The organism is Pseudomonas sp. RA_5y_Pfl1_P24 (genome assembly GCF_963970945.1).
Classification (GTDB): Bacteria; Pseudomonadota; Gammaproteobacteria; order Pseudomonadales; family Pseudomonadaceae; genus Aquipseudomonas; species Aquipseudomonas tritici.
In genome coordinates this window covers 283,378-306,795 of record NZ_CAXAOJ010000004.1, presented here as the reverse complement: position 1 = coordinate 306,795, position 23,418 = coordinate 283,378, and the positions used below count along the sequence as shown (strand labels likewise).

The following is a 23,418-nucleotide window of genomic DNA, read 5'->3' as shown; positions in this document are numbered from 1 at the left end:
GCTGTCGAGCTCAAGCGAGGCAGCTGCTACGGTGGAGTTTCATGCCTCGGGCCAGAACGCCCTGATCCCAGCGACACCTTGAGCCCCAGCCTCCCAAGCCTTTTCCCGCTCAGCAGGCCCAACTCCACCCAACAGAAACACCGGTTTGCTGAACCCGCTGATCAACTCAGCCGCCTGCTCCCAACCCAACGGCTGTGCATCAGGATGAGTCTGCGTCGGCTGCACTGGCGACAGCGTGACAAAATCCACGTCCATCATTTCCGCCAGCGCCAACTCCTCGGCAGTGTGGCAAGACGCCGCCAACCAGCGATCTTTAGGCAGCGGCCGGCCTTTGCTCGCATATTTACGCAGTTGCGCCGAAGTCATGTGCCAGCCCGCCGAAGGAAAATCCCCCAACCACTCAAATGGCCCCTTGAGCATCAACTGGGCCTTGCCCGCGCACAAACCCACCGCATCCACCGCAAGATCGCGGTATTTGGGGTCGTAGCCGTTGGGTGCACGCAACTGAACCAGCTTGATGCCGCCGGCGATGGCTTGCTGGATACCGCGCAACAGTGTCGGGGTTTCCAGCTCGCCAGGGGTGATCAGGTATTCAGCCGGCAAACGCGCAGCCGCCACAATCGGCGCATTGGCTGCCGGGAACTCATAGTTGAGCAGGTCCCGAGGGGCAACCCATTCCAGCGGCTGCCCTTCGGCGCCGTGGGGTTCGCCGGTAAAGGCCGAGACTTCCCAGACATCCAGCAACACCTGCTTGTCCGGGTAATCATGTTGCACCTTGATCAGCGGCCGCGCCGTGGTGACCTGGATGCCCAGCTCTTCCTGCAATTCGCGGGACAGTGCGCTGGCGACCGACTCATCAGCCTCCACCTTGCCTCCAGGAAACTCCCAGAGGCCGCCCTGATGCTGGGTATCGGCGCGGCGCGCCAGCAGGATCCTGCCGTCGACACCGCGGATCACCGCTGCTGCTACATGCACTCGTTTCACCGCGCTTTTCCTTTTTTTGCTATCAGGTACGGTATTCCGCGTTGATCTTCACGTACTCGTGGGACAGGTCGGTGGTCCAGATGGTTTCGCTGCACTCGCCGCGACCGAGCTCGATGCGGATGGTGATTTCTTCCTGCAGCATCACCGCCGAGCCTTGGGCTTCGGTGTAGGTCTCGGCGCGGGCGCCACGGCTGGCAATGCACACATCACCGAGAAACACGTCGATCTTGCTCACGTCCAGGTCTGGCACGCCGGCACGGCCGACTGCTGCCAGGATACGGCCCCAGTTAGGGTCAGAGGCGAACAATGCGGTCTTGATCAGTGGCGAGTGAGCCACGGTGTAACCGACATCCAGGCATTCCTGGTGATTGCCGCCGCCGTTGACTTCAACCGTCACAAACTTGGTCGCACCCTCGCCGTCACGCACGATGGCCTGGGCCACGTCCATGCACACTTCGAACACTGCCTGCTTCAAGGCCGCGAACAGCGGGCCGCTGGCCTCGGTGATTTCCGGCAGGTTGGCCTGGCCGGTGGCGATCAGCATGCAGCAGTCGTTGGTCGAGGTATCGCCATCGATGGTGATGCGGTTGAACGACTTGTTGGCGCCGTCCAGGATCAAGCTGTGCAGCACGTCGCGAGAGACTTTGGCGTCGGTGGCGATGTAACCGAGCATGGTGGCCATGTTCGGGCGGATCATGCCTGCGCCCTTGCTGATGCCTGTCACGGTGACGGTCACGCCGTCGTGCACGAACTGGCGGCTCGCGCCTTTTGGCAGGGTGTCGGTGGTCATGATGCCGGTAGCCGCTGCCGCCCAGTTATCCACAGACAGGTCATCGAGTGCGGCTTGCAGTGCGCCTTCGATTTTTTCCACGGGCAGCGGCTCACCGATTACGCCAGTGGAGTACGGCAGCACGTGGCTGGCGTCGACGCCGGTCAACTGGGCCAGCTTGGCGCAGGTGCGAGCAGCAGCAACCAGGCCAGGCTCGCCGGTCCCGGCGTTGGCATTGCCGGTGTTGGTCAGTAAGTAACGGATGGTGCCAGCCACGCGTTGCTTGGCCAGGATCACCGGCGCGGCACAGAACGCATTGAGGGTGAACACCCCGGCGACGGTCGAGCCTTCGGCGCAACGCATCACCACCACATCCTTGCGACCCGGGCGTTTGATGCCGGCCGAAGCGATACCCAGTTCAAAACCGGCAACCGGGTGCAATGTGGGCAAAGGACCAAGACCAACAGCCATGAATGCGCTCCTTAAAAATGGGTGATGTCTGTACCGTCATGATCGACGGCGAAATTAATGGCAAAACGCCGCGACGGCAGAGGCCGGTCGCGGCGCAGGGTGTTGCAGCGTCAGGCAGAAATCTTATTCGATCTGGCCGTGGCAGTGTTTGAACTTCTTGCCCGAACCGCAATAGCACAGCTCGTTGCGACCCAGCTTCTGGTCGTTGCGAACCGGGGTTTGAGCCAGGGCCACATCAGTCTCTTCGGCCAGTACTTCAGGGGCTTCCAGACCTGGCGCCTCGTCATGCTGGAACTGCATGCGTGCCGCCAGTGCCTCGGCCTCCTCGCGCAGGCGGGCCTCTTCCTCGATCGGGTCTTCGCGACGCACCTGAACATGGGACAGCACGCGGATCGAATCGCGCTTGATCGAATCCAGCAGTTCGGAGAACAACGTGAACGACTCGCGCTTGTACTCCTGCTTCGGGTTCTTCTGGGCGTAGCCACGCAGGTGGATGCCGTGACGCAGGTGGTCCATGGTCGACAGGTGGTCTTTCCACAGGTCGTCCAGCACGCGCAGTACGATTTGCTTCTCGAACGTGCGCAGTGCTTCGGCACTCGCCTGCTCTTCTTTCTCGTTGTACGCAGCCAGCAGCTCGGCCATCAGCTTCTCGCGCAGCGTCTCTTCGTACAGGTGATCGTCTTCGTCCAGCCATTGCTGAACCGGCAAGTCGACACCGAAGTCGCTCTTCAATGCCGCTTCCAGGCCGGCAACATCCCACTGCTCTGGCAGGGATTGTGGCGGGATGTGAGCGCTGACGGTGGCGTTGAGCACGTCCTGACGGAAGTCAGCAATGGTCTCGCCAATGTTGTCGGCGGCCAGCAACGTGTTACGCATGTGATAGATCACTTTACGCTGTTCGTTGTTGACGTCATCGAACTCGAGCAGTTGCTTACGAATATCGAAGTTACGCCCTTCAACCTTGCGCTGTGCCTTCTCGATGGCGTTGGTCACCATGCGGTGCTCGATCGCTTCACCGGACTGCATGCCCAAAGCCTTCATGAAATTCTTCACGCGGTCCGAGGCGAAGATGCGCATCAGGCTGTCTTCCAAAGACAGGTAGAAGCGGCTGGAACCGGCGTCACCCTGACGACCGGCACGACCACGCAGCTGGTTGTCGATACGACGCGATTCGTGACGCTCGGAAGCGATCACCTGCAGGCCACCGGATTCCAGCACGGCCTGGTGGCGTTTCTGCCAATCCGCCTTGATCTGCGCGATCTGCTCTGGAGTCGGGTCTTCCAGCGAAGCCACTTCCACTTCCCAGTTACCGCCCAACAGGATGTCGGTACCACGACCGGCCATGTTGGTGGCGATGGTCAGCGCGCCTGGGCGACCCGCCTGGGCGATGATCTCGGCTTCTTTTTCGTGGAACTTGGCGTTGAGGACCTTGTGCTCGATGCCTTCCTTATTGAGCAGGCTGGACATGTGTTCGGACGTTTCGATGGTGGCAGTACCCACCAGCACTGGACGGCCGTGAGTCATGCATTCCTTGATGTCGGCGACGATCGCTGCATATTTCTCGTCGGCAGTCAGGAAGACCAGGTCGTTGTAGTCCTTACGCGCCAGCGGCTTGTTCGGCGGGATAACCATCACCGACAGACCGTAGATCTGGTGGAATTCGAACGCTTCAGTGTCGGCCGTACCGGTCATGCCGGACAGTTTGTTGTACAGACGGAAGTAGTTCTGGAACGTGGTGGAGGCCAACGTCTGGCTTTCAGCCTGGATGTTGAGCACTTCCTTGGCTTCGATAGCCTGGTGCAGGCCCTCGGACAGACGACGCCCCGGCATGGTACGGCCGGTGTGTTCGTCAACCAGAACGACTTGGCCGTCCTGCACGATATATTCGACGTTGCGATGGAACAGCTTGTGGGCGCGCAGACCGGCATACACGTGGGTCAACAGGCCCAGGTTGTGCGCCGAGTACAGGCTTTCGCCTTCGGCCAGCAGGCCGATCTGGGTGAGCATGTCTTCGACGAACTGGTGGCCGCCTTCGTTGAGTTCGACCTGGCGGGTCTTCTCATCGATGGTGAAGTGACCTTCTTTGGTCACTACGCCTTCCACTTCTTCGATGTGCTGCTCCAGACGCGGGATCAACTTGTTGATCTCGGTGTACAGGCGCGAGCTGTCTTCGGCCTGGCCGGAGATGATCAGTGGGGTACGGGCTTCGTCGATGAGGATGGAGTCGACTTCGTCGATCACGGCAAAGTTGAGTTCGCGCTGGAATTTCTCATCCATGCTGAACGCCATGTTGTCGCGCAAGTAGTCGAAACCGAATTCGTTGTTGGTGCCGTAGGTGATGTCGGCAGCGTAGGCGGCACGCTTCTCTTCCGGCGGCTGGAACGGCGTCACAACGCCGACGGTCAGGCCGAGGAATTCATAGAGCGGGCGCATCCAGTTGGCGTCCCGGCGAGCCAGGTAGTCGTTCACCGTTACAACGTGCACGCCCTTGCCGGACAGTGCGTTGAGGTAAACTCCCAGGGTAGCCACCAGGGTCTTGCCTTCACCGGTACGCATTTCGGCAATCATGCCTTCATGCAAGGTCATGCCGCCGATCAACTGGACGTCGAAGTGGCGCATGCCCATGACACGCTTGCCGGCTTCGCGGGCGACCGCAAAGGCTTCGGGAAGCAGCTTGTCGAGGGTTTCACCTTTGGCTATGCGGGCCTTGAACTCTTCGGTCTTGGCGCGCAATTGCTCGTCCGAAAGGGCAACCATCTGCTCTTCGAAGGCATTGACCAGCTGCACCGTCTTGAGCATGCGTTTGACTTCACGCTCATTCTTGCTTCCAAAAAGTTTCTTTAACAAAGGCGCAAACATATCGGCAGGTTCTTCCACACATAGGGATGGAGGGCGCACCGTCAGTGGCCCGAGCAGCCCTCACGGCCGCATGCGAACGCGCATTCTACCCGGATTCGTGGGTGAGGAAAGTGGCGTTGTTCCGCGAGGCTGGCATGGCGCCGTGAGAGGGCACGTTTAAAATAAGGGCTTTTGCTGGAACTTCAACCCATGGAGCGAAGAAGTTACTGATTGATTTCACGCACAAAACCCACGAAGGCATGGCCTGGGGGCATACAAGCGCTTTCTGCTAAGATGGCCGCTCTGTTACTTAAGGTGTCCAATAATGGCATTTCGCCCCCTAACAGCCCGCGCGCCGGCCGTGTTGCTGCGCGAAGCCAAGCCGTTGAAAGCTATCTTTGGCCATGCGCAACGCTTGGGCCATCTGCAACGCCTTCTCGAAAGCCAACTGCAACCCGCCGCGCGCGAACACTGCCGCGTGGCGTCGTGGCGTGAGGGGAACCTGCTGCTTATTGTCACAGATGGTCACTGGGCAACGCGTTTGCGTTATCAGCAAAAACGCCTGCAGCGTCAATTGATGACCTTTGATGAGTTTGCGGGTTTGACGCGCGTCCAATTCAAAGTACAACCGCCCACCCCCCTACCCGGCGTGAAGGGTCATACCCTGGACCTCTCGACAAATGCGGCCGAAACCATTCAGGCAACGGCCGACGGGATCAGCGACCCCGGCTTGCGCGCGGCGCTTGAGCGGCTGGCCGCCCACGCCAAGCCCAAACCCTGATTCGCTATTTGCGCTTGCTCCCGCCCAATAACGACCCCAATAAACCACGCACCAGTTGCCGGCCCATCTGATTGGCGGCTTGCTGCATCGCGGACTTCAGCGCCTTGCCCGCCGTCGTGCCGAGAAACGCCCCGGCCCTGTCGGTAAAGCTTGGCTCATCGGTGGCCGGCGCGGCCTCCTCGGTCGGCCCAAGCTCCTTGCGTGACATCAGCACTTCATAAGCGGATTCCCGATCGATCGGTTTGTCATACCGGCGCTGCAAGGGCGAACTGGCGATCAAGGCAGCGCGCTCGGTTTCGCTGAGCGGCCCGATCCGTGATTGTGGCGGTGCGACCAGTACGCGCTGGACCACCTCCGGCGTGCCCTTTTCCTGCAAGGTGCCCACCAAAGCCTCACCCGTGCCCAGTTCGGTCAATACCGACAACGCGTCAAAGGCCGGGTTTGGCCGGAAGCCGTCCGCTACGGCGCGCAAAGACTTCTGTTCTTTAGTGGTAAACGCCCGCAGGCCATGCTGGATGCGCAGGCCGAGTTGGGCCAATACGCTGTCCGGCAGGTCGCCTGGCGACTGGGTGACAAAATACACGCCAACGCCTTTCGAACGAATCAGCCGCACCACCTGCTCCAAACGCTCTTGCAACGCCTTGGGCGTGTCGGCGAACAGCAAATGCGCTTCGTCAAAAAACAGTGCGAGCAGCGGTTTGTCGGCGTCACCGCGCTCGGGCAGTTGCTCGAACAATTCCGCCAACAGCCACAGCAGGAACGTCGCGTATACCTTCGGCGCTTCGTGCACCAAGCGGCTGGCGTCCAGCAGGTGGATGCGCCCGCGCCCGTCGCTGGTGGGCTGCAGGATATCTTCCAATTGCAAGGCCGGCTCGCCAAACAAGGCTTCGGCGCCCTGCTGTTCCAACACCGCTAGGCGTCGTAACAATGCCTGGCTGGAACCAGTGGTCATCAGCGCTGCGTCTTCGCCCAGCAATTCCGGGTGATAGCGCAGATGGTTAAGCAGTGCCTTGAGGTCTTTGAGGTCCAGAAGCAACAGGCCTTCGCGATCCGCCACCTTGAAGGCTGCGTAGAGGGCCGACTGCTGGCTGTCGGTAAGTTCCAGCAGGCTACCGAGCAACAACGGCCCCATTTCGCTGATAGTGGTGCGCAACGGATGGCCAGACTGCCCGTGGATGTCCCACAGCGTGACCGGATAAGCCTTGGCCGTGTAATTCAGGAAAGGCATGCCGGCGATACGCTCGGCCACCTTGCCTTGGGGGTTCGCCGCAGCGCCCAGGCCGCACAGGTCACCCTTGATGTCGGCGGCAAACACTGCCACGCCGGCATCACTGAAGGCTTCGGCCAGACGTTGCAACGTGACGGTCTTGCCCATGCCGGTGGCGCCGGCGATCAACCCGTGACGGTTGGCCAAGCGCATGGCCTGGGCGATAGGCTGGCCAGTAAGGTCAGCACCGATAAGGAGTTGCGTGGAGTCAGGCATTTCGTCACCCATGGTTAATCTTTACTGTCGTCAGGTCGATACAGGACTATGTGAGACCCACAAAGTCTAAAAATAGGTCGGATAGTTCCTACAGGGACCCACAGCGCTATCAAACGAATTATTACACCTTTTTTGACGCTACTATTTTGCGTATCCCACGAGGACGCGCCTCGGATATTAAGACCATAGCGGACCCTACAAGCCATGAATAAAAATCTGCGTTTCAGCCATAAAATCCTGCTTGCAGCCTCCCTTATCGTCATCGCCGCTTTCGCGCTGTTTACCCTCTACAACGATTACCTGCAACGCAACGCGATTCGTGACGACCTCAACAACTACCTGCATGAAATGGGCGATGTCACCGCCAGCAACATTCAAACCTGGCTGACCGGGCGCATTGCACTGGTCGAAAACGCCGCGCAAAACATCGCTATCAACCCCGAGCCTGCCGCCGTTGCCAGCCTGCTGGAACAAAAAACACTGACCTCTTCGTTCATGGCAACCTACGTCGGCGACAGCAAGGGTGCCTTCACCATCCGCCCCGACACCAAGATGCCGGACGGCTTCGATCCGCGTGTGCGCCCCTGGTACAAAGGCGCCCAGAGCAGCAACGGTTCAACCCTGACCGAACCCTACATCGATGCCGCCACCGGCAAACTGATCATTTCCGTTGCCACCCCCAGCACCCAGGGCACCCAGAGCATCGGCGTGGTCGGTGGCGACCTGAGCCTGCAAACCCTAGTGGATAACATTGGCGCGCTGAACTTCGGCGGCATGGGTTATGCCTTCCTGGTCAGTGCCGATGGCAAAGTACTGGTACACCCGGACAAAAACCTGGTGATGAAGACCCTGGCCGACGTGTACCCGAAAAACACCCCGAAGATCAGTGCAGACTTCAGCGAAGTCGAGGCCAACGGCAAAGACGCTATCGTGACCTTTACACCGATCAAGGGCCTGCCCTCGGTGAACTGGTACCTCGGCATTTCGGTAGATAAAGACAAATCCTTCGCCATGCTCAGCGAGTTCCGCACTTCCGCGGTCATCGCTACGATCATTGCCGTGGTGATCATCATCGCCCTGCTCGGCATGCTGATCCGCGTGCTGTTGCAACCACTGCATCTGATGACGCGCGCCATGCAGGACATTGCAGACGGCGAAGGCGATCTGACCCGTCGCCTGAGCATCCAGAACAATGATGAATTCGGCACACTGGGTAACGCATTCAACCGGTTTGTGGAGCGTATTCATACCTCGATCCGTGAAGTGTCCTCCGCCACCGAACAGGTCAATGAAGTGGCACTGCGGGTCGTCAGCGCGTCCAATTCGTCGATGGTCAACTCCGACGAGCAGGCCAACCGCACCAACAGCGTGGCTGCCGCCATCAACGAACTGGGCGCCGCCGCCCAGGAAATCGCGCGTAATGCCGCTCAAGCGTCGAGCCAGGCCAGCGACGCGCGGCACTTGGCCGAAGACGGCCAGCAAGTGGTGGAGCGCAATATCAAGGCGATGAACCAACTGTCGGCGATGATCAGCGCTTCCAGCAGCAACATCGAAGCGCTGAATAGCAAGACAGTGAATATCGGCCAGATTCTTGAGGTGATCACCAGTATTTCCCAGCAAACCAACCTGCTGGCACTGAACGCCGCCATCGAAGCGGCCCGCGCAGGGGAAGCCGGACGTGGGTTTGCTGTGGTCGCGGACGAAGTGCGCAACCTGGCTCACCGCACCCAAGAATCGGCGCAACAAGTACAAACGATGATCGAGGAACTGCAGATCGGCGCCCGGGATTCGGTCAGCACCATGAGTGAAAGCCAGCGTCACAGCCTCGACAGTGTGGACATCGCCAACCTGGCCGGCGAACGCCTGAACAGTGTGACTCAGCGTATCGGTGAGATCGATGGCATGAACCAGTCGGTCGCCACTGCCACTGAAGAACAAACCTCGGTGGTGGAGTCGATCAACATGGACATTACCGAGATCAACACCCTCAATCAGGAAGGCGTGGAAAACCTGCAATCCACGCTGCGCGCCTGTGGTGACCTTGAGCGGCAAGCGTCACGACTGAAGCAATTGGTGGGCAGTTTCCGCATCTGATCCAGGCGGGCGATTACGCGTCCTCGGGATCGGCCTTACCCTGCTCCTGCTCCCACAACTCGGCGGCACCGGGAAATTCGGTGCCGTCCTCACTGTCGAGGTCATCCGGGTCATATCGGCTCAAACACCCTTCCCCCAGGGTCGCCGGGGCTTTTGACGTGGCTTTGTCCAGCGGGTCAATCATGACTCAATCCTCAACAGCGCACAAAGAAAAAGGGCCTGGAGCGATTTAACGCCCAGGCCCTTCATTCTTCAATCACAACACGTCCGGTCAGAACACGACCGTCTTGTTGCCGTGCACCAGCACGCGGTCTTCCAAGTGGTAACGCAGGCCACGGGCCAGGACCATCTTTTCGACGTCACGGCCGAAACGCACCATGTCCTCAATGCTGTCGCTGTGGCTGACACGCACCACGTCTTGCTCGATGATCGGACCAGCGTCCAGTTCTTCGGTGACGTAGTGGCAGGTCGCACCGATCAACTTCACGCCGCGCAGAGAAGCCTGGTGGTAAGGCTTGGCCCCTACGAACGATGGCAGGAAGCTGTGGTGGATGTTGATCACCTTGCCAGCATATTCGCGGCATAGCTCCGGCGGCAGGATCTGCATGTAGCGCGCCAGCACCACAACGTCGGCTTCATGTTGCTTGACCAGGCGCGAGACTTCGGCGAACGCCGGCTCCTTGTCCTGCGGGTTGACCGGCACGTGGCAATACGGGATGCCATGCCATTCAACCATGCTGCGCAGGTCGTCATGGTTGGAAATCACGCAAGCGATCTCGCAGTCCAGCTCATCGCTGTGCCAGCGGTGTAGCAAATCAGCCAGGCAGTGGGATTCGCGACTGGCCATCAACACCACGCGTTTTTTCTGCTCGGTGTCGGTGACGTGCCAGGTCATCGAAAACTCTTCGGCGATCGGCGCAAACGCCTCGCGGAAGGCATCAAGACCAAAAGGCAGCGAGTCGGCACGAATCTCGTGACGCATGAAGAACCAACCGCTGAGATTGTCCGAGTGATGACTCGCTTCGGTGATCCAACCATTGTGGGAGGCCAGAAAGTTACTGACTTTGGCAACGATGCCGACCCGGTCCGGGCAAGCAATCACCAGCCGAAAAGTGCGCATTAGGGGAAAACTCCAGAACTTCGCAAAGGCCGCCATTCTAGCGATTGCGCGAGAAAACTGCAGTATTCGTTGAAGCTTATTCTGATCGCAGGCCCGTACCATGACCCTTAATAGCCTATGGCTTTACCACCTTTATATGAATCTACTGCGTTACCCGATGGGTGTTCCTCGCATGTCAAGCAGGTTATCTTTAGGTTGACGCCCTAGTAATTAACTCGAATGCATAGCAAGGCTACAAACATTCAAAGTAATTCACATAAATACGACCTTAAATGTTTACTTGGGGAAACCGCCTGACTATTATTGGGCCACTGTCCCTGTCAATCAGCGCTCTACATAAGGTAGTCCACATGTCTCTGATCAACGAATACCGTGCCACCGAAGAAGCTATCAAAGAACTGCAAGCCCGTTTGAAGAATCTGTCCCAAGACGACAAACTGCAAACCGAGCTGGAATTCGAAGGCAAATTGCGCACCCTGATGGGTGAATACTCCAAATCCCTGCGTGACATCATCGCGCTGCTGGATCCAGAGTCGAAAGTTAAAGCACCGCGCGGCGCGGTAAAAACTACTGGCACCAAGCGCGCTCGCAAGGTCAAGCAATACAAAAACCCGCACAACGGTGAAGTGATTGAAACCAAAGGTGGCAACCACAAAACCCTGAAAGAGTGGAAAGCCAAGTGGGGCGGTGACGTGGTTGAAGGCTGGGCTACCCTGCTGGGCTAAGACTCGCCAGGCCTGCGCCTGATACGCAACATTTTAAAAACGCCAGCCTGCTGGCGTTTTTTATTGCCTGCCTATTTTGTCAAAGTCGACTACAGGTTTACCTTGGCGGCCAGAGAGTCCGCATACTCCTGCCACTGCTCCAGTACCTCAGCCTGCAACGGCGTTGCACTAACGGCAAACTCTTGCCGAGCCTGCTTAAATGCCCTGAGGGTATTCGGCGCGCCCCACTGCGGGTCAGACAAACGTTGCTGACAGAAAAGTGCCCAGCGTTGTTGCTCCTCATTGTTCAAGGTATCGGGGAAGTTACGCGCGCGGTAGCGAAACAATAATTCAGGCAAACGCTGATCATCAAAAGGCCATTGCTGGCGAGCTAATTGCGCAGGCTCGGCCATCCGGACTTGTTCGCATAAGCGCCGATCACGATCTCCGATAAAACCATCATAAAGCTGTTGCTCCGGGTCTGAACTCGGTACGAAATCTTCCTCGGCGTAAATGGCCGCCAACTTATCGCGCCAAAGTTCCTGTGCGTCAGTTAGCCGCAGCGCTCGTTCCTGATAGATGTTCATATCCAAGTGCAAGCGTTCGCGGTCTTCAGCCCGCAGCACATTCAACGGGGCAACCACCGGGCAGCGATTGATATGTACCAACTTGAGCGGTACCGGCAGCTCACCCTCGCCAAGATCGTCACGACGGGTGTAAAGGCGCTGGCGCAAGGCATCCGCATCAAGGTCCAGCAACCCTTGCGGATCAAGCCCAAGATCGCAGACGATCAATGCATTACGGTTGCGCGGGTGCCACGCCAGCGGCAGCACCACCCCCAGGTAATGGCGCTCGGCGGAAAAACGCCCGGAGATATGCACCATCGGTTGCAGCAGGCGCACCTGGTCCATCACACGTTGCTTGCTGCGCAGTTGAAACAACCATTCATACAGCTTGGGCTGTTTCTCACGAACCCGTCGAGCCAACGCAATCGTGGCGCGTACATCGGACAACGCATCATGAGCCTGGCCATGGTCGATACCGTTGGCTTCGGTCAGGCGCTCCAGCTTGAGCGTGACACGCCCATCCTGTTGCGGCCATTCAATACCTTCCGGGCGCAAGGCATAGGCCGTGCGGACCACGTCGATTAAATCCCAGCGACTGTTACCGCCCTGCCACTCCCGCGCGTAAGGGTCGAAAAAATTGCGGTACAGGCTGTAGCGCGTCATTTCATCGTCAAATCGCAAGGTGTTGTAGCCGGCGCCGCACGTACCCGGCGCGGCCAGTTCAGCATGCACTCGCGTCATGAAGTCGGCCTCGGCCAGGCCTTTTTCCGCGAGTATTGCGGGCGTGATACCGGTAATCGCGCAGGCGACGGGATGCGGCAGGATATCGTCGCTGGGCTGGCAGTAAAGATTGACCGGCGCGCCAATCTCATTGAGTTCAAAGTCCGTCCGGATGCCGGCTACCTGGAGTGGACGATCGCTACGCGGGTTGATGCCGGTGGTTTCATAGTCGTACCAGAAAATGGAGGTCACGGGCTATTCCTGTACTGAAGATCGACAAAGTCTAGGCGCTGAACGGCGTCCGCGACCAGCACCAAGTGTACTGTACAAACATCCAGCAAAACCTTGAATGGTTGCTTCCAGCGCCGACACTGCTAGCATCCGTGTCTCCCAGCCTCTGCGCACTGCCAAGGATCGCGATGCCGTCAGCCCCATTGGACACCCGCTACCAGATCGAAACCCCTGAGGGCATCGACCTGCCCCTGCGCCCGGCCGGCCTGGTGCCACGCGTGCTGGCCTTTGCCTTCGACCTTGGTTTGCGCGGGATCGTCATGGGCATTCTGCTGGTGCCATTGGCCTTGCTCGGCAACGTCGGCATCGGCCTGGGTTCGCTGCTGCTGTTCCTGATCAGTTGGTGGTACATGGTGCTGTTCGAGGTACTCAACCAGGGCTGCTCACCCGGCAAACAGGTCATGGGGCTGCGTGTCGTCCAAGATGACGGCACTCCGGTTGGCTGGTCCGCATCACTGATCCGTAACCTGCTGCGGTTTGTCGACATGCTGCCATTCGGCTACTTTCTCGGCGCGATCAGTTGCCTGCAACACCCTCACTTCAAGCGCCTAGGTGACTTGGCCGCCGGCACACTGGTGATCTACCGGGAACAGTCGTTGCCGCGCCCTCAAATCCCGCAAGCGGCGGCCTTGCGCCTGCCCTTCGCCCTGGATTTGAATGAACAGCGGGCCATCCTTGGCTTCGCGGAACGTCAGGGTGAACTGTCCACCGAACGCGTTCATGAGTTGGCCTCTATTCTCGCCGCTCCCTTGCAGGTATCCCCGGCCCGCGCCGTGGAGCAACTCAATGGTGTTGCCCGTGGCCTATTGGGGCCGACATGAAACAGAGCCTTTTCGAAAGCCGCCACCAGCCTCAATGGCAAGCCTTTGCCGAACACCTGAAACAGTTGGAGCAGGGCAAGGCCAAAGCCAGTGACGTGGCCGACTTCCCCCATCAATACCGACGATTGTGCCAACACCTGGCCTTAGCCCAGGCGCGGGGCTACAGCAGCTATCTGATAGACCCGTTGCAACAACTGGCCCTGCGCGGCCACCAACAGCTCTACCGTCATCGCAGCCAATTGGCGGCAAATGTGCTCGGGTTCGTACTCGCTGATTTTCCTCGGTTGGTGCGCGAGCAATGGCGTTTCGTGCTGATCGCCAGCCTGCTGTTCTTTGGCAGCCTGGTGGGTATCGCGCTGTTGGTCTACCTGTTCCCCGACCTGATCTACAGCATCGTCAGCCCGCAGCAAGTGGCCGAGATGCAGGGCATGTATGACCCCGACGCCAGCCGCCTGGGCCGCGCCGCCGAGCGTGCGTCAAGCGAAGACTGGATGATGTTCGGCTACTACGTGATGCACAACACGGGCATAGCGTTCCAGACGTTTGCCGCCGGTTTACTGTTCGGGCTGGGCAGCGTGTTCTTTCTGATTTTCAACGGCCTGGTCATCGGTGCAGTCTCCGGGCACCTGACTGAAATCGGCTACGGGCAGACCTTCTGGTCATTCGTCATCGGCCATGGTGCATTCGAGCTGACAGCGATCGCGCTCGCCGGTGCCGCAGGCTTGCAACTGGGCTGGGCGCTGATTGCTCCAGGGCAATTGACCCGTGGCGAATCATTGCGGCGCGCGGCACGCAAGAGCGTGCAGATGTTGTGCGGCGTCATGATCTTCCTGCTGATAGCAGCCTTTATCGAAGCTTATTGGTCGTCCACCACCGCCATCACCCCTTGGGTCAAATACTTGGTGGGCGCTGCTCTGTGGCTGCTGGTGGCGGCTTACCTGGGCCTTGCCGGAAGGACTCGCTATGCGCGTGAGTGATGCAAGCGTGGTAATCCGCCCACGTACTGCCTGGGAAGCCATGGACCTTGGCGTATTGATGGCCCGCGAATATCGCCTGCTACTGATGGGCAGTTGGGCGCTGGTGAGCCTGCCAGTGTTCGTCTTACTCACTGCACTGCTGTGGCAGTACCCGTCTACTGCACTATTCGTGTTCTGGTGGCTCAAACCGGCCTTTGACCGCTTGCCGCTTTACATCCTGTCCAAGGCCTTATTTGGCGAAACACCCAGCATCAAGCAGGCCGTGCGCCAGTGGCCGAAACTGCTGAAAGGCCAACTGCTGGCCTGCCTGACCTGGCGACGGTTCAGCCTGAGCCGCAGCTTTTTGATGCCAGTGAGTCAACTCGAAGGCCTGGAGGGTCCGGCACGCCAAAAACGACTGGGCGTGCTGCAGCAACGTAACGCAGGAGCCGCACGTTGGTTGACAACCATCGGGGTGCACCTGGAAATCGGCCTGTGGTTTGGTTGCATGGCACTGCTCTATCTGTTCATTCCCCAGAACGTGGAGATGGAGTGGGACTGGCAACGTCTGGCACTGGCGACAAGCTCGGAAAAATTGTGGCTGGAACACCTGAGTAACGCGTTCTATGCCTTGATCCTGGTGTTTTGGGAGCCCATCTATGTCGCCTGCGGTTTCAGCCTTTACCTTAACCGCCGCACCGTACTCGAGGCCTGGGACCTGGAACTGGCGTTCCGACGCCTTCGTCAGCGCCTGAGCAACGTAGCGCCGCTATTATTAGTGATAATAGGGCTGACGCTGCTGCCATTCAGCCCACCCGCCATGGCCGATGCTTCCAGCCCCGCCAAGCCACTGAACACCCAGGACGCGAGCCAATCCATCAAGTCGCTGCTGGATAAGCCTCCCTTCAAAAATCCGGAAACCGTTACCCGCTATCGCTTTGGCGAAGACAAGACCCCTGTTAAAAACAAGGCTCACAGCGACGGTAAACTCCCGGACTGGTTGAAGGCGCTGCTGAACAACCTCAACAGCAATACCTTCAAGCGCATCGCCCAGGGCTTGGAGGTACTGTTGTGGGGCCTGCTGATCGGCGTCTTGATCATGCTGGCATGGCGTTATCGCGAATGGTTGAGCACGTTTGTCAGCCGGCGCGGGCCGCGCAAGCCAAACGTCATGAAACCCGTGCCGACACAATTATTCGGTCTCGAACTGGGCACCGAAACCTTGCCCGACGATGTTGCCAGCGCCGCCGAGGACCTATGGGCCACCCAACCAAGGGAAGCCCTCGGCCTGCTGTACCGCGGCCTGTTAAGCCGACTGCTGCATGATTTCAATCTGCCGCTTAAAAGCGCTGACACGGAAGGCCAGGTCCTGGCGCGCGTGCACCAACTGCAACAACCGCAGTTGCTGGCCTTCAGTGACGAATTGACCCGCCATTGGCAAAACCTTGCCTACGGCCATCACCTTCCACCCCTTTCAGCCCAGCATAAACTCTGCACTGATTGGCGCACCCTGTTCAGCTCGGGGAACAACCCATGAACCGGCCTCTAATATGGGTGGGACTATTGCTGGCGTGCCTGCTTGGCGCGGGTGGTTACTTCGTGTGGAGCAAGGCGATCCCCTACGACGAAGTGGTGGATCGCGGCCCTTCTCCAGAAGCCCTGGCAAACCCCTACCTGGCGGCGGAACACTTTCTAAGCCAACAAGGCCTGTCCGTGGACCATGCCAACAGCGCGGAACGGCTGACGACGCTGCCGGCCAAGGGCCACAGCCTTTTATTGCTTGGCGAGCGCAGCAACATGTCACCACGCCAGGTAGAGCAACTGTTAGCTTGGGTCAAATCCGGCGGCCATCTGTTATTGGTGGCCGAGGCGCTATGGGATGAAGAGACTGGCAAAAGCGGCGACCTGCTGCTCGATCGCCTGGATATCCACCAGACCTCGAGTGATGAACCTGAAGAGCTTGCACCTACAGAGAAGACGCCTCTCAAAAAGAAAGCCCCGGACCTGACCAAACTCTACGTCGACAATGAAACCGCACCGGCTTATGTCAGTTTTGACACGGACTTCAACCTTACCGACCCCAAGCACCTGGCCCAGTTTTCTGCCAACAGCGCAACGTCGAGCCACCTGATGCAACTCGACCTTGGCAGAGGCCGCGTCACGGTGATCACCGACAGTGACCTGTGGAAAACCCCGAGTATTGGTAGGCACGACAATGCCTGGCTGCTGTGGTATCTGACCCAGGGCACAGCCGTGACCCTGCTGTTCAACAGCGACTTCGACGACTTGTTTACCCTGCTGTTGCGGTACTTCCCCCAGGCTCTGGTCGCAGTCATTGCTTTGGTCGCCCTGGCACTGTGGCGGGCCGGAATGCGTCAGGGCCCGATCCAGCCTGCCCCACCCAATGCACGCCGCCAGTGGCAGGAACACCTGAAAGCCAGCGCCGACTTCCTGCTGCGCCGCAGCGGCCAGGGCACGCTGCTGCGTGCCCTGCAGCGCGATGTCTTGCGTGCCGCCAAGCGTCGTCACACCGGTTTTGAACACCTCGACAATGCAGAACAGTGGCGGGTACTTGAACACCTGACGCACCAACCCTCTCACGTCATCAGCCAGGCCCTTGGCCCACTTCCGGCAAAACGGCTTTCCAGCGCCGATTTCAGCCGGCAGGTGGCGTGCCTGCAAACCCTCAGGAATGCCCTATGATCCGGTACTGGGAAATCGTTAAATCTCTGCCATATTAGAAACAGCCCCTTGGACATTCTCAACGTTTGGAAAACTCGTCAAGAGGCGTTCTGACTTTAGATCTGTAAAAACAGACTAAGACATTTGATGAATGGTCAATGCAGGGGACGGCAGATGGAGCTTGTGTGGGCCACTGAGGACTTGGTGATCGCAGGGCAACCTTATCCAGGATTTCCCATGCTGCTATGGGACTCGATGGAGAGTTGCGTACAGGTTAATCAGTTCTTTCGTCACTATCTGCTTCGCGGGGCCATTGGCTCTGAGCGTTCCTGGCCCAGTACCGGGCGCGCCTTGTATGACTTCTTCAGCTTTCTCCAAGCTCATGAAATTGACTGGTGCGAAGTGGATCGTGGCGAGGCGAAGGGCCTTGTAGCGGCCTATAGGGACTACTGCTTAGTGACGTGTAACTTGGCAATTAGTACTACCCGCCAGCGTCTGACATATATTTGCAAATTTTACGAGTTCGCGCTGAAGGAGGGATGGGTGAATCGCCTACCTTTTGCCTATGAAGAACACTCCCTAAGGCGCGAAAGCGGCTTTCTTGCGCATATCCATGCCCGTGGCGGCAAGGTCATGGCAAACGATGTGATGCCACGTAGCCACAAGACCTTGCCAAAGTTCCTGAGTATGGCCGAGATCAAGTTGCTCCTCAACGCGGTCGAGAACCCCCATCACGGGATGATGATGCGCCTAGCGCTGCATACGGGCCTGCGCCGCGAGGAAATCGCCTCTTTCCCGCGGGCCTACGTCTTCGATCCAGTTAAGACGGGACGAACCGAACGCAACCTCCGAATTCGACTCGATCCGTTCGACGGCAGCGGCATGCTGACCAAGGGTAGCAAGCCGCGAGATATTTACGTTAGCCGCCAGTTCATGGCCGAACTCTATCGCTACGTGACGAAGGTGCGCGGCGAGCGCGCCTCGCTAAACGAGGCCCCGCAAAAAGCACTGTTCCTCAACCAGTCGGGGAAACCCTATGGCGACGACGGCAAGAGCATCAACCGGATCATCAGCGAGACGGGCAAGCGGGCTGGAATCAAGGTTCATACGCACATGCTCCGGCATTCCTATGCCACCCATACCCTAGTAAGCCTTCAGCGTAATCCCGAGAGCGGCTTGGAGCCCTTGGTGTTCGTTCAGCGACAACTCGGCCATAGCTCGATTCAGACGACCATGGTGTACCTGCATCTGATCAATGAAATGGCCGATGAGGCGGTGCTGGCCTATGACGATGACTTGAACGAACTGGCGGAGGCTGTCTGATGGGCAGGCGCAAGATATTCACTAAAACCGACCTCAGAATCCCGAACGTTGAGTACAGCCAAGACCCAACAGGAAATGTGATCATCCTGCCAGCCACCATCCCTCCCGAGAACACCAAAGTGAAGTTCGGACGGAACGCCTCAAGCAGCCGCAGTTTCGACTTTGCCCGCTGGTACGGCACTGGTATAGATGCAATCACCCATGCCTGCCAGCACCAAATTGAACGTTTCGTTGCCGACCAAGACGGCGCTCTCGCGACCAGCACCGTGACTGGCTACTGTACGAACGGAATGCGCAATTTTCTTGACTGCTGCGCGCTGCGAGCAACGGCTTTCGGCCGTGATTTGACCCTATCCCATGTGGACCGTGATCTAATCGACAGCTATCTTGGCCATCTGGCTGGGCTAGGCGTAGCGACTACCACTCAGAAGAGTATCTACACACAGACAAAGCCGGTGCTATTTGCCTTAGGGCGGCGCGGGCTAATCCCATTGATCAATTCCGGCGATGCATCCACCTTCCCACGCAATCCATTCCCAAACAGCAACCGCAAGGTCAAGAGTGAAACAGCACTGACCAAGCGCGAGCGGCAAGCATTCACCATTGCACTAAGACAGGCAATCGAGCCGATCTGGGCTGAAGATACACCTTTGACCGGTGAACTGCTGGCATATGCCCTGCTAGTCGTAGCGCTACACACCGGACGCAATGCTACCCCACTGTTAGAAATGGACCGCGACTGTCTACACCCGCACCCAAAAGACAACACCGTTTTCCTAATGCTTTGGAAGCGACGAGGCTACAACACCAGCAAGGTGGCACTGCGCGCTATATCAGATACCGAGCATCGTCTAGAGTCTACCCCGAGCGTTAAAACTAACGTGGAGCGGCTGATACGTCGCGTAATGACCCTTACAGAACCCTTGGATTCAAAGGCTCCAGATGACATCAAGGGCCGCGTGTGGCTACATCGCATTCGCCGTGGCAAAGATATCGGCCAAATCACGGTTTTGAACAAACATACGTTATTTTTGGCAACAAACCGCCTTGTAGTAGAGCACGGCCTGACCGATAGCGACGGAGGGCCACTACGTATTAACATTTCGCGCCTGCGTAAGACCTTTGCCAACCGCATCTTCGAGCTGACCGGCGGCGATCTCGCTACTACCGCCGCGGCTCTAGGCAACACTTCACAGGTAACCGACCAAAACTATTTGGCGCCCGACGAGGTTACCCGTAGCAACTGGCAATTCATGGGCGAGGTACTAGTGCAGGAGTTGCTAACCAAGACAATTGGTGCGACCTACAGTGATACCCCCATGGGGCGCTGCGCTGACCCGGTGAACGGCCAGTACGCTCCGAAACGCGAGGGCGCGACCTGCATGAACTTCATGAACTGTCTGCGCTGCCCTCACTACGCAGTGACTGCCGAAGATTTGTACAAGTTGTACAGCTTCTATTTCCATGTGCTGGCTGAGCGCTCGCACGTGGACAAGCGACGCTGGGCACAGGAGTATGCTTACATCCCCCGCTTGATCGACCATTACATCGTTGCCGAAGGACTGCGGCGCGGCACCTTCAAAGCCGCGGCGGTAGAGGCTGCCCGTGAGCGCGCTCGCGCCCTACCGCACCCATTCTGGTCGGTTGATTTGATCGAAGACCTGAGGGTCTTCATATGAGTAACGTTACTCTAACTACGCAGACTTGGGGTTCCATTGCTACCCAGCCGAACCATGTGCGTGAACTCATCGAATCCGTACGCGACGCGCTTATTATCAGCGCAACTCAGGTCGATGGACATTGGGTCACTCTCAGCTACTACAGAGACGACATATGGCAACTGAACGGGTTCACCAGCAATGTGCCAGCCAGCAGAAAACGGCTGGACTTCAGTCTCATACCGCTGGCGTTTCGCGCGGTGATGAAGGCGATACTCTACCGCTATATACAACGTGGACGTCGTGGGGCTGGTCGACCGAAAGGTGCCATAATCACACAATTGCTAATTGATACAAGGCCATTCCTGCTCCACCTAGAAGCGCTGAAGATAGACCACTTAAGCGCGGTGACGCCGTTGATCTGTGCCGCTTATATTTCCGCCTGTAAGGCTCACCGGCAAGCTAGCCGATCCAAGGGCAAGCCATTGTCACAACGCGGACTTCAAGCCCGCTATGCGGCCGTCGAAGCGATCTATGAACTGAGCCAGTACACCAACGACAGGATACCGCAGCATCCGTGGCCCGAGACTTCCGCGAAGGCGATGGCGGGTCTTATCGGCAACAGCGCTCAGCCCAGCAAAACCCCACTGATTCCCGATGACGTGTTCTGCACTCTTTTCGAGCAGGCCCACCAGCAGGTTGAGCGCGGAGAGCAATTGCTTGACCTCCGTGACGCCCTAAATACCGAGTCGACACGCAGAACGGGGCAAGCAGCATCTTCCATTATTCAGGCAAAGAATCGTCACCTGGACGCCGTAGGCTGGAAGGGGGGGCTGAGGGCATTCATCAAAACGTTGATCAACCTGCGTACGGCCTGCTACATCGTTCTTGCCAGCACCTCCGGCTGTCGCAACCACGAACTAGCCAACTTGCATAGTGGTTCGCACCACCGCACCCAAGATGATGACGGCACCGTCTACCACTGGATGCGCTCACGTTCGGACAAAACTGATACCGGCATCCATGACTGGATGATTCCCGAGGCCGCCGTACGAGCCCTCCGCGTGATGGAGCGCTGGGCCGCCCCCTACCAAGTAATTCTCGCCGCAGAAATCTCACAGCTACGACGCGTCAACCCCCATGATCCGAAAATCATCGAGGCACGCAAGCACCGCCATGCACTCTTTCTCAACATGGCTCTGGGAAGTAATCAAGTTCGTACGCTTTCTATCACTAATTGGAGCCCATACCTTAAAACATTCGCCAAGGATTGCGGATTACAGTGGAATCTCGCCAGCCACCAGTTCCGTCGCACGTTCGCCACCTATGCCGCGCACAGCCGCTTCGGTGATCTACGCTACCTCAAACAGCATTACGCTCACTGGTCGCTGGACATGACCTTGGGTTACGCCATGGACGACACTCTGGGACATCACCTGGACTTAGAACTGTACGCCGATATTCAGGGGGAGTTGGAAGATATCAAGCTCGGCGTCGTCGATAACTGGTTGGGTGATGCCTCCCTATCCGGGGGTTATGGTCGGGCGCTCAAAAAATGGCAGCGGGAGCCTCAGAACCTGCTTATTTTCAAGGATTACGCAACTATGCTGAAGACCATTGCCGAGAGCACCTCAATTCGCAGCAATGGCCATGCCTGGTGCACGGCGGACAGTAGCGGTTGCGTCGGTAATACCCTCGAGCGTACCCGATGCAGCAACTGCAACAATGCCGTGATCGGAAACCGCCACACAGCCATCTACCAGCGACTCTATGATGACCTAAAAGAGCTGTTGCATTGCCCAGACATTGGTGAGGGTGGCCGCCTGCGCGTGGAGCGAGATCTGACTCGCTGCCGTGACGTACTGTTCCAGCTGGGTATGGATCCGGAGGCGTTAATTGCATGAAGCCAATGGACAAAAGAAGCAATTACAAGCCGGCTGAGGATCGTGAGAAGGATTTGAAGCTCGCCCTCTACCGTATCCAGAGGGTACGTGCACACACAGGGGAAACCAAAGTTACCATCGCTGCAGTAGCCAGCAAGGCTGGCGTATCGTCAGCGCTGATCCACAACCACTATCCCAATATTGCCGAGGCTACCCTTGAGCGCTCTCGCTGCAGTAGATGCAACCACTCAGTGATCGGAAACGTCCATGCACCGTTCTACCAGCGACTCTACGATGATCTTAAAGAGTTGCTGCACTGCAAGGATATTGGTGAGGGAGGTCGCCAACGCGTTGAGCGCGATTTGAACCGCTGCCGAGACGTATTGGTACAGTTGGGCATGCCATCGGAGGCGCAGACCGCATGAAGAGCAAAGGCAAGGCAGCCAACTACAAGCCTGCCGTGGATCGAGAAAAGGATCTCAAGCTAGCCATCTACCGAATCGAGAAGGGGGGCGCTCATACCAAGGAAACCAAATTGACCATCGCAGCCGTTGCCCGCGAGGCCGGCGTGTCGACGGCGTTGATACACAACTACTATCCGGCAATTGCAGAGGCCATACGGGAGAAGCAGGGTCGATCTAGCCGCGCCATGCGGGATATCAAACATCAAAATCTGATAGCCGAACGTCAAAAGTCTACAGGCTACCGCCAAGAGATTGATGAGTTGCGCGCCCAGCTGGCCAGAATCGCATCCATCAATGAGGTGCTGTTGGATGAGAACCAGACTCTCAAGTCTAAGCTGAAAGCGCAAAATGTAGTTGAACTGGTTTCCCCAATGCCGCGCAGATACGCAAAGCAATGTAAGCCACTATAAGGTTACTGGTCAGTGCTCGCAGAACGCCGGCTTTGAACCCCCTAATGACGACAAATGGGGGGAAGCTGTCGTGACCTGAAAGCCTAGCAAAGGTACAAGCCCATTCCGTATCCATGAGCGAAGTGGTGATGCAAAAGCTTACGCCGCGGGTTCTATGCCTCAATGTAGCGGTGCGTGACGAAGACCAGGGCTGGCCCGCCTGACGGCCCTCTCAGTTGGCTAGTTCCAGGTTCTCGATCCGCTTGTAGGTCTCGTAGAGTGCAATCATGTCGCCTTGAGCCATGACTTCCAGGGAAGCGGCCTTAGCTCATCTAGTGAGCTAGGGGTAGCTCATCCGTGAACGCTACCGTTCACGGATGAGCGATAGCGTTAATTAACCATATGGCGCAGAAGGCTTTTT

General features: G+C 58.0%; 19 protein-coding genes and 1 pseudogene. 13 read left to right on the top strand and 7 right to left on the bottom strand.

From position 1 onward, the window contains the following. Positions 1–39: 39 nt before the first annotated feature. The 3 genes from AACY30_RS08310 to secA form a co-directional block, all read right to left on the bottom strand. Positions 40–984, bottom strand: coding sequence for a Nudix family hydrolase (locus AACY30_RS08310; protein ID WP_339540145.1), 945 nt, complete (start codon positions 982–984; stop codon positions 40–42). Positions 985–1,006: 22 nt separating this feature from the next. Then, positions 1,007–2,224 carry a bifunctional glutamate N-acetyltransferase/amino-acid acetyltransferase ArgJ gene (gene argJ, locus AACY30_RS08305; protein ID WP_339540144.1) on the bottom strand — a complete coding sequence of 406 codons (1,218 nt, stop codon included), beginning with the start codon at positions 2,222–2,224 and terminating at the stop codon, positions 1,007–1,009. Positions 2,225–2,347: 123 nt separating this feature from the next. Beyond that, positions 2,348–5,083: a preprotein translocase subunit SecA gene (gene secA, locus AACY30_RS08300; RefSeq protein ID WP_339436027.1), complete on the bottom strand. Its 2,736-nt coding sequence runs from the start codon at positions 5,081–5,083 to the stop codon at positions 2,348–2,350. Between the two features lie 304 nt (positions 5,084–5,387). On the opposite strand from secA, the gene AACY30_RS08295 reads away from it, so the two are divergent. Next, on the top strand, positions 5,388–5,843 hold the full coding sequence (locus AACY30_RS08295; RefSeq protein WP_339470115.1) for a DUF721 domain-containing protein: 456 nt from the start codon (positions 5,388–5,390) through the stop codon (positions 5,841–5,843). A 4-nt stretch (positions 5,844–5,847) separates the two neighbouring features. On the opposite strand, the gene AACY30_RS08290 is transcribed toward AACY30_RS08295, so the two are convergent. Beyond that, the gene (locus AACY30_RS08290; RefSeq protein WP_339470244.1) at positions 5,848–7,326 is read right to left on the bottom strand and encodes a helicase HerA-like domain-containing protein; all 1,479 of its coding nucleotides are present in this window, start codon (positions 7,324–7,326) and stop codon (positions 5,848–5,850) included. A 204-nt stretch (positions 7,327–7,530) separates the two neighbouring features. Between AACY30_RS08290 and AACY30_RS27395 the strand changes: the two are divergent. After that, a pseudogene (locus AACY30_RS27395) lies at positions 7,531–8,562 on the top strand (HAMP domain-containing protein); the annotation flags it as partial. A 93-nt stretch (positions 8,563–8,655) separates the two neighbouring features. Then, entirely contained in the window at positions 8,656–9,420 is a 765-nt protein-coding gene (locus AACY30_RS27390) for a methyl-accepting chemotaxis protein (RefSeq protein WP_371905447.1), read from the top strand. A gap of 13 nt (positions 9,421–9,433) precedes the next feature. Here AACY30_RS27390 and AACY30_RS08280 read toward each other — a convergent pair whose 3' ends face one another. After that, the gene (locus AACY30_RS08280) at positions 9,434–9,604 is read right to left on the bottom strand and encodes a hypothetical protein (RefSeq protein WP_339540142.1); all 171 of its coding nucleotides are present in this window, start codon (positions 9,602–9,604) and stop codon (positions 9,434–9,436) included. 87 nt (positions 9,605–9,691) lie between these two features. Continuing rightward, complete coding sequence (purU, locus tag AACY30_RS08275) at positions 9,692–10,540, bottom strand: formyltetrahydrofolate deformylase (RefSeq protein ID WP_339417226.1); 849 nt, start codon at positions 10,538–10,540, stop codon at positions 9,692–9,694. A gap of 350 nt (positions 10,541–10,890) precedes the next feature. On the opposite strand from purU, the gene mvaT reads away from it, so the two are divergent. Further along, positions 10,891–11,265: a histone-like nucleoid-structuring protein MvaT gene (mvaT, locus tag AACY30_RS08270; protein ID WP_005790963.1), complete on the top strand. Its 375-nt coding sequence runs from the start codon at positions 10,891–10,893 to the stop codon at positions 11,263–11,265. Between the two features lie 89 nt (positions 11,266–11,354). On the opposite strand, the gene sbcB is transcribed toward mvaT, so the two are convergent. Next, on the bottom strand, positions 11,355–12,782 hold the full coding sequence (sbcB, locus tag AACY30_RS08265) for an exodeoxyribonuclease I (protein WP_339417228.1): 1,428 nt from the start codon (positions 12,780–12,782) through the stop codon (positions 11,355–11,357). A 167-nt stretch (positions 12,783–12,949) separates the two neighbouring features. Here sbcB and AACY30_RS08260 point away from each other — a divergent pair, with 167 nt between their 5' ends. From AACY30_RS08260 to AACY30_RS08220, 9 genes are all read left to right on the top strand, one after another. Then, positions 12,950–13,642 (top strand): RDD family protein, encoded by a 693-nt coding sequence (locus AACY30_RS08260; protein ID WP_339540141.1) that lies wholly within the window; start codon positions 12,950–12,952, stop codon positions 13,640–13,642. Continuing rightward, positions 13,639–14,619, top strand: a complete 981-nt coding sequence (locus tag AACY30_RS08255; RefSeq protein WP_339470108.1) for a stage II sporulation protein M — start codon at positions 13,639–13,641, stop codon at positions 14,617–14,619. The genes AACY30_RS08260 and AACY30_RS08255 overlap by 4 nt, the downstream gene beginning before the upstream one ends. Next, positions 14,606–16,135 (top strand): DUF4129 domain-containing protein, encoded by a 1,530-nt coding sequence (locus AACY30_RS08250; RefSeq protein WP_339540140.1) that lies wholly within the window; start codon positions 14,606–14,608, stop codon positions 16,133–16,135. Before AACY30_RS08255 ends, AACY30_RS08250 begins: the two co-directional genes overlap by 14 nt. Continuing rightward, positions 16,132–17,301: a DUF4350 domain-containing protein gene (locus AACY30_RS08245; RefSeq protein ID WP_339540139.1), complete on the top strand. Its 1,170-nt coding sequence runs from the start codon at positions 16,132–16,134 to the stop codon at positions 17,299–17,301. The genes AACY30_RS08250 and AACY30_RS08245 overlap by 4 nt, the downstream gene beginning before the upstream one ends. 153 nt (positions 17,302–17,454) lie before the next feature. Continuing rightward, the gene (locus tag AACY30_RS08240; protein ID WP_339540138.1) at positions 17,455–18,603 is read left to right on the top strand and encodes a tyrosine-type recombinase/integrase; all 1,149 of its coding nucleotides are present in this window, start codon (positions 17,455–17,457) and stop codon (positions 18,601–18,603) included. Beyond that, the gene (locus AACY30_RS08235; protein WP_339540137.1) at positions 18,603–20,282 is read left to right on the top strand and encodes a hypothetical protein; all 1,680 of its coding nucleotides are present in this window, start codon (positions 18,603–18,605) and stop codon (positions 20,280–20,282) included. The genes AACY30_RS08240 and AACY30_RS08235 overlap by 1 nt, the downstream gene beginning before the upstream one ends. Further along, positions 20,279–22,165 carry an integrase gene (locus AACY30_RS08230; RefSeq protein WP_339540136.1) on the top strand — a complete coding sequence of 629 codons (1,887 nt, stop codon included), beginning with the start codon at positions 20,279–20,281 and terminating at the stop codon, positions 22,163–22,165. The genes AACY30_RS08235 and AACY30_RS08230 overlap by 4 nt, the downstream gene beginning before the upstream one ends. Then, positions 22,162–22,569: a TetR/AcrR family transcriptional regulator gene (locus AACY30_RS08225; protein WP_339540135.1), complete on the top strand. Its 408-nt coding sequence runs from the start codon at positions 22,162–22,164 to the stop codon at positions 22,567–22,569. The genes AACY30_RS08230 and AACY30_RS08225 overlap by 4 nt, the downstream gene beginning before the upstream one ends. Beyond that, positions 22,566–23,018, top strand: coding sequence for a TetR family transcriptional regulator (locus AACY30_RS08220; RefSeq protein ID WP_339540134.1), 453 nt, complete (start codon positions 22,566–22,568; stop codon positions 23,016–23,018). Before AACY30_RS08225 ends, AACY30_RS08220 begins: the two co-directional genes overlap by 4 nt. The last annotated feature ends 400 nt before the right edge of the window (positions 23,019–23,418 follow it).

Coding starts and splice junctions, on each gene's coding strand:
- argJ (WP_339540144.1), bottom strand. CDS start 2,224: ATGGCTGTTGGTCTTGGTCCTTTGCCCACATTGCACCCGGTTGCCGGT.
- secA (WP_339436027.1), bottom strand. CDS start 5,083: ATGTTTGCGCCTTTGTTAAAGAAACTTTTTGGAAGCAAGAATGAGCGT.
- AACY30_RS08295 (WP_339470115.1), top strand. CDS start 5,388: ATGGCATTTCGCCCCCTAACAGCCCGCGCGCCGGCCGTGTTGCTGCGC.
- AACY30_RS08290 (WP_339470244.1), bottom strand. CDS start 7,326: ATGCCTGACTCCACGCAACTCCTTATCGGTGCTGACCTTACTGGCCAG.
- AACY30_RS27390 (WP_371905447.1), top strand. CDS start 8,656: ATGGTCAACTCCGACGAGCAGGCCAACCGCACCAACAGCGTGGCTGCC.
- AACY30_RS08280 (WP_339540142.1), bottom strand. CDS start 9,604: ATGATTGACCCGCTGGACAAAGCCACGTCAAAAGCCCCGGCGACCCTG.
- purU (WP_339417226.1), bottom strand. CDS start 10,540: ATGCGCACTTTTCGGCTGGTGATTGCTTGCCCGGACCGGGTCGGCATC.
- mvaT (WP_005790963.1), top strand. CDS start 10,891: ATGTCTCTGATCAACGAATACCGTGCCACCGAAGAAGCTATCAAAGAA.
- AACY30_RS08260 (WP_339540141.1), top strand. CDS start 12,950: ATGCCGTCAGCCCCATTGGACACCCGCTACCAGATCGAAACCCCTGAG.
- AACY30_RS08255 (WP_339470108.1), top strand. CDS start 13,639: ATGAAACAGAGCCTTTTCGAAAGCCGCCACCAGCCTCAATGGCAAGCC.
- AACY30_RS08250 (WP_339540140.1), top strand. CDS start 14,606: ATGCGCGTGAGTGATGCAAGCGTGGTAATCCGCCCACGTACTGCCTGG.
- AACY30_RS08245 (WP_339540139.1), top strand. CDS start 16,132: ATGAACCGGCCTCTAATATGGGTGGGACTATTGCTGGCGTGCCTGCTT.
- AACY30_RS08240 (WP_339540138.1), top strand. CDS start 17,455: ATGGAGCTTGTGTGGGCCACTGAGGACTTGGTGATCGCAGGGCAACCT.
- AACY30_RS08235 (WP_339540137.1), top strand. CDS start 18,603: ATGGGCAGGCGCAAGATATTCACTAAAACCGACCTCAGAATCCCGAAC.
- AACY30_RS08230 (WP_339540136.1), top strand. CDS start 20,279: ATGAGTAACGTTACTCTAACTACGCAGACTTGGGGTTCCATTGCTACC.
- AACY30_RS08225 (WP_339540135.1), top strand. CDS start 22,162: ATGAAGCCAATGGACAAAAGAAGCAATTACAAGCCGGCTGAGGATCGT.
- AACY30_RS08220 (WP_339540134.1), top strand. CDS start 22,566: ATGAAGAGCAAAGGCAAGGCAGCCAACTACAAGCCTGCCGTGGATCGA.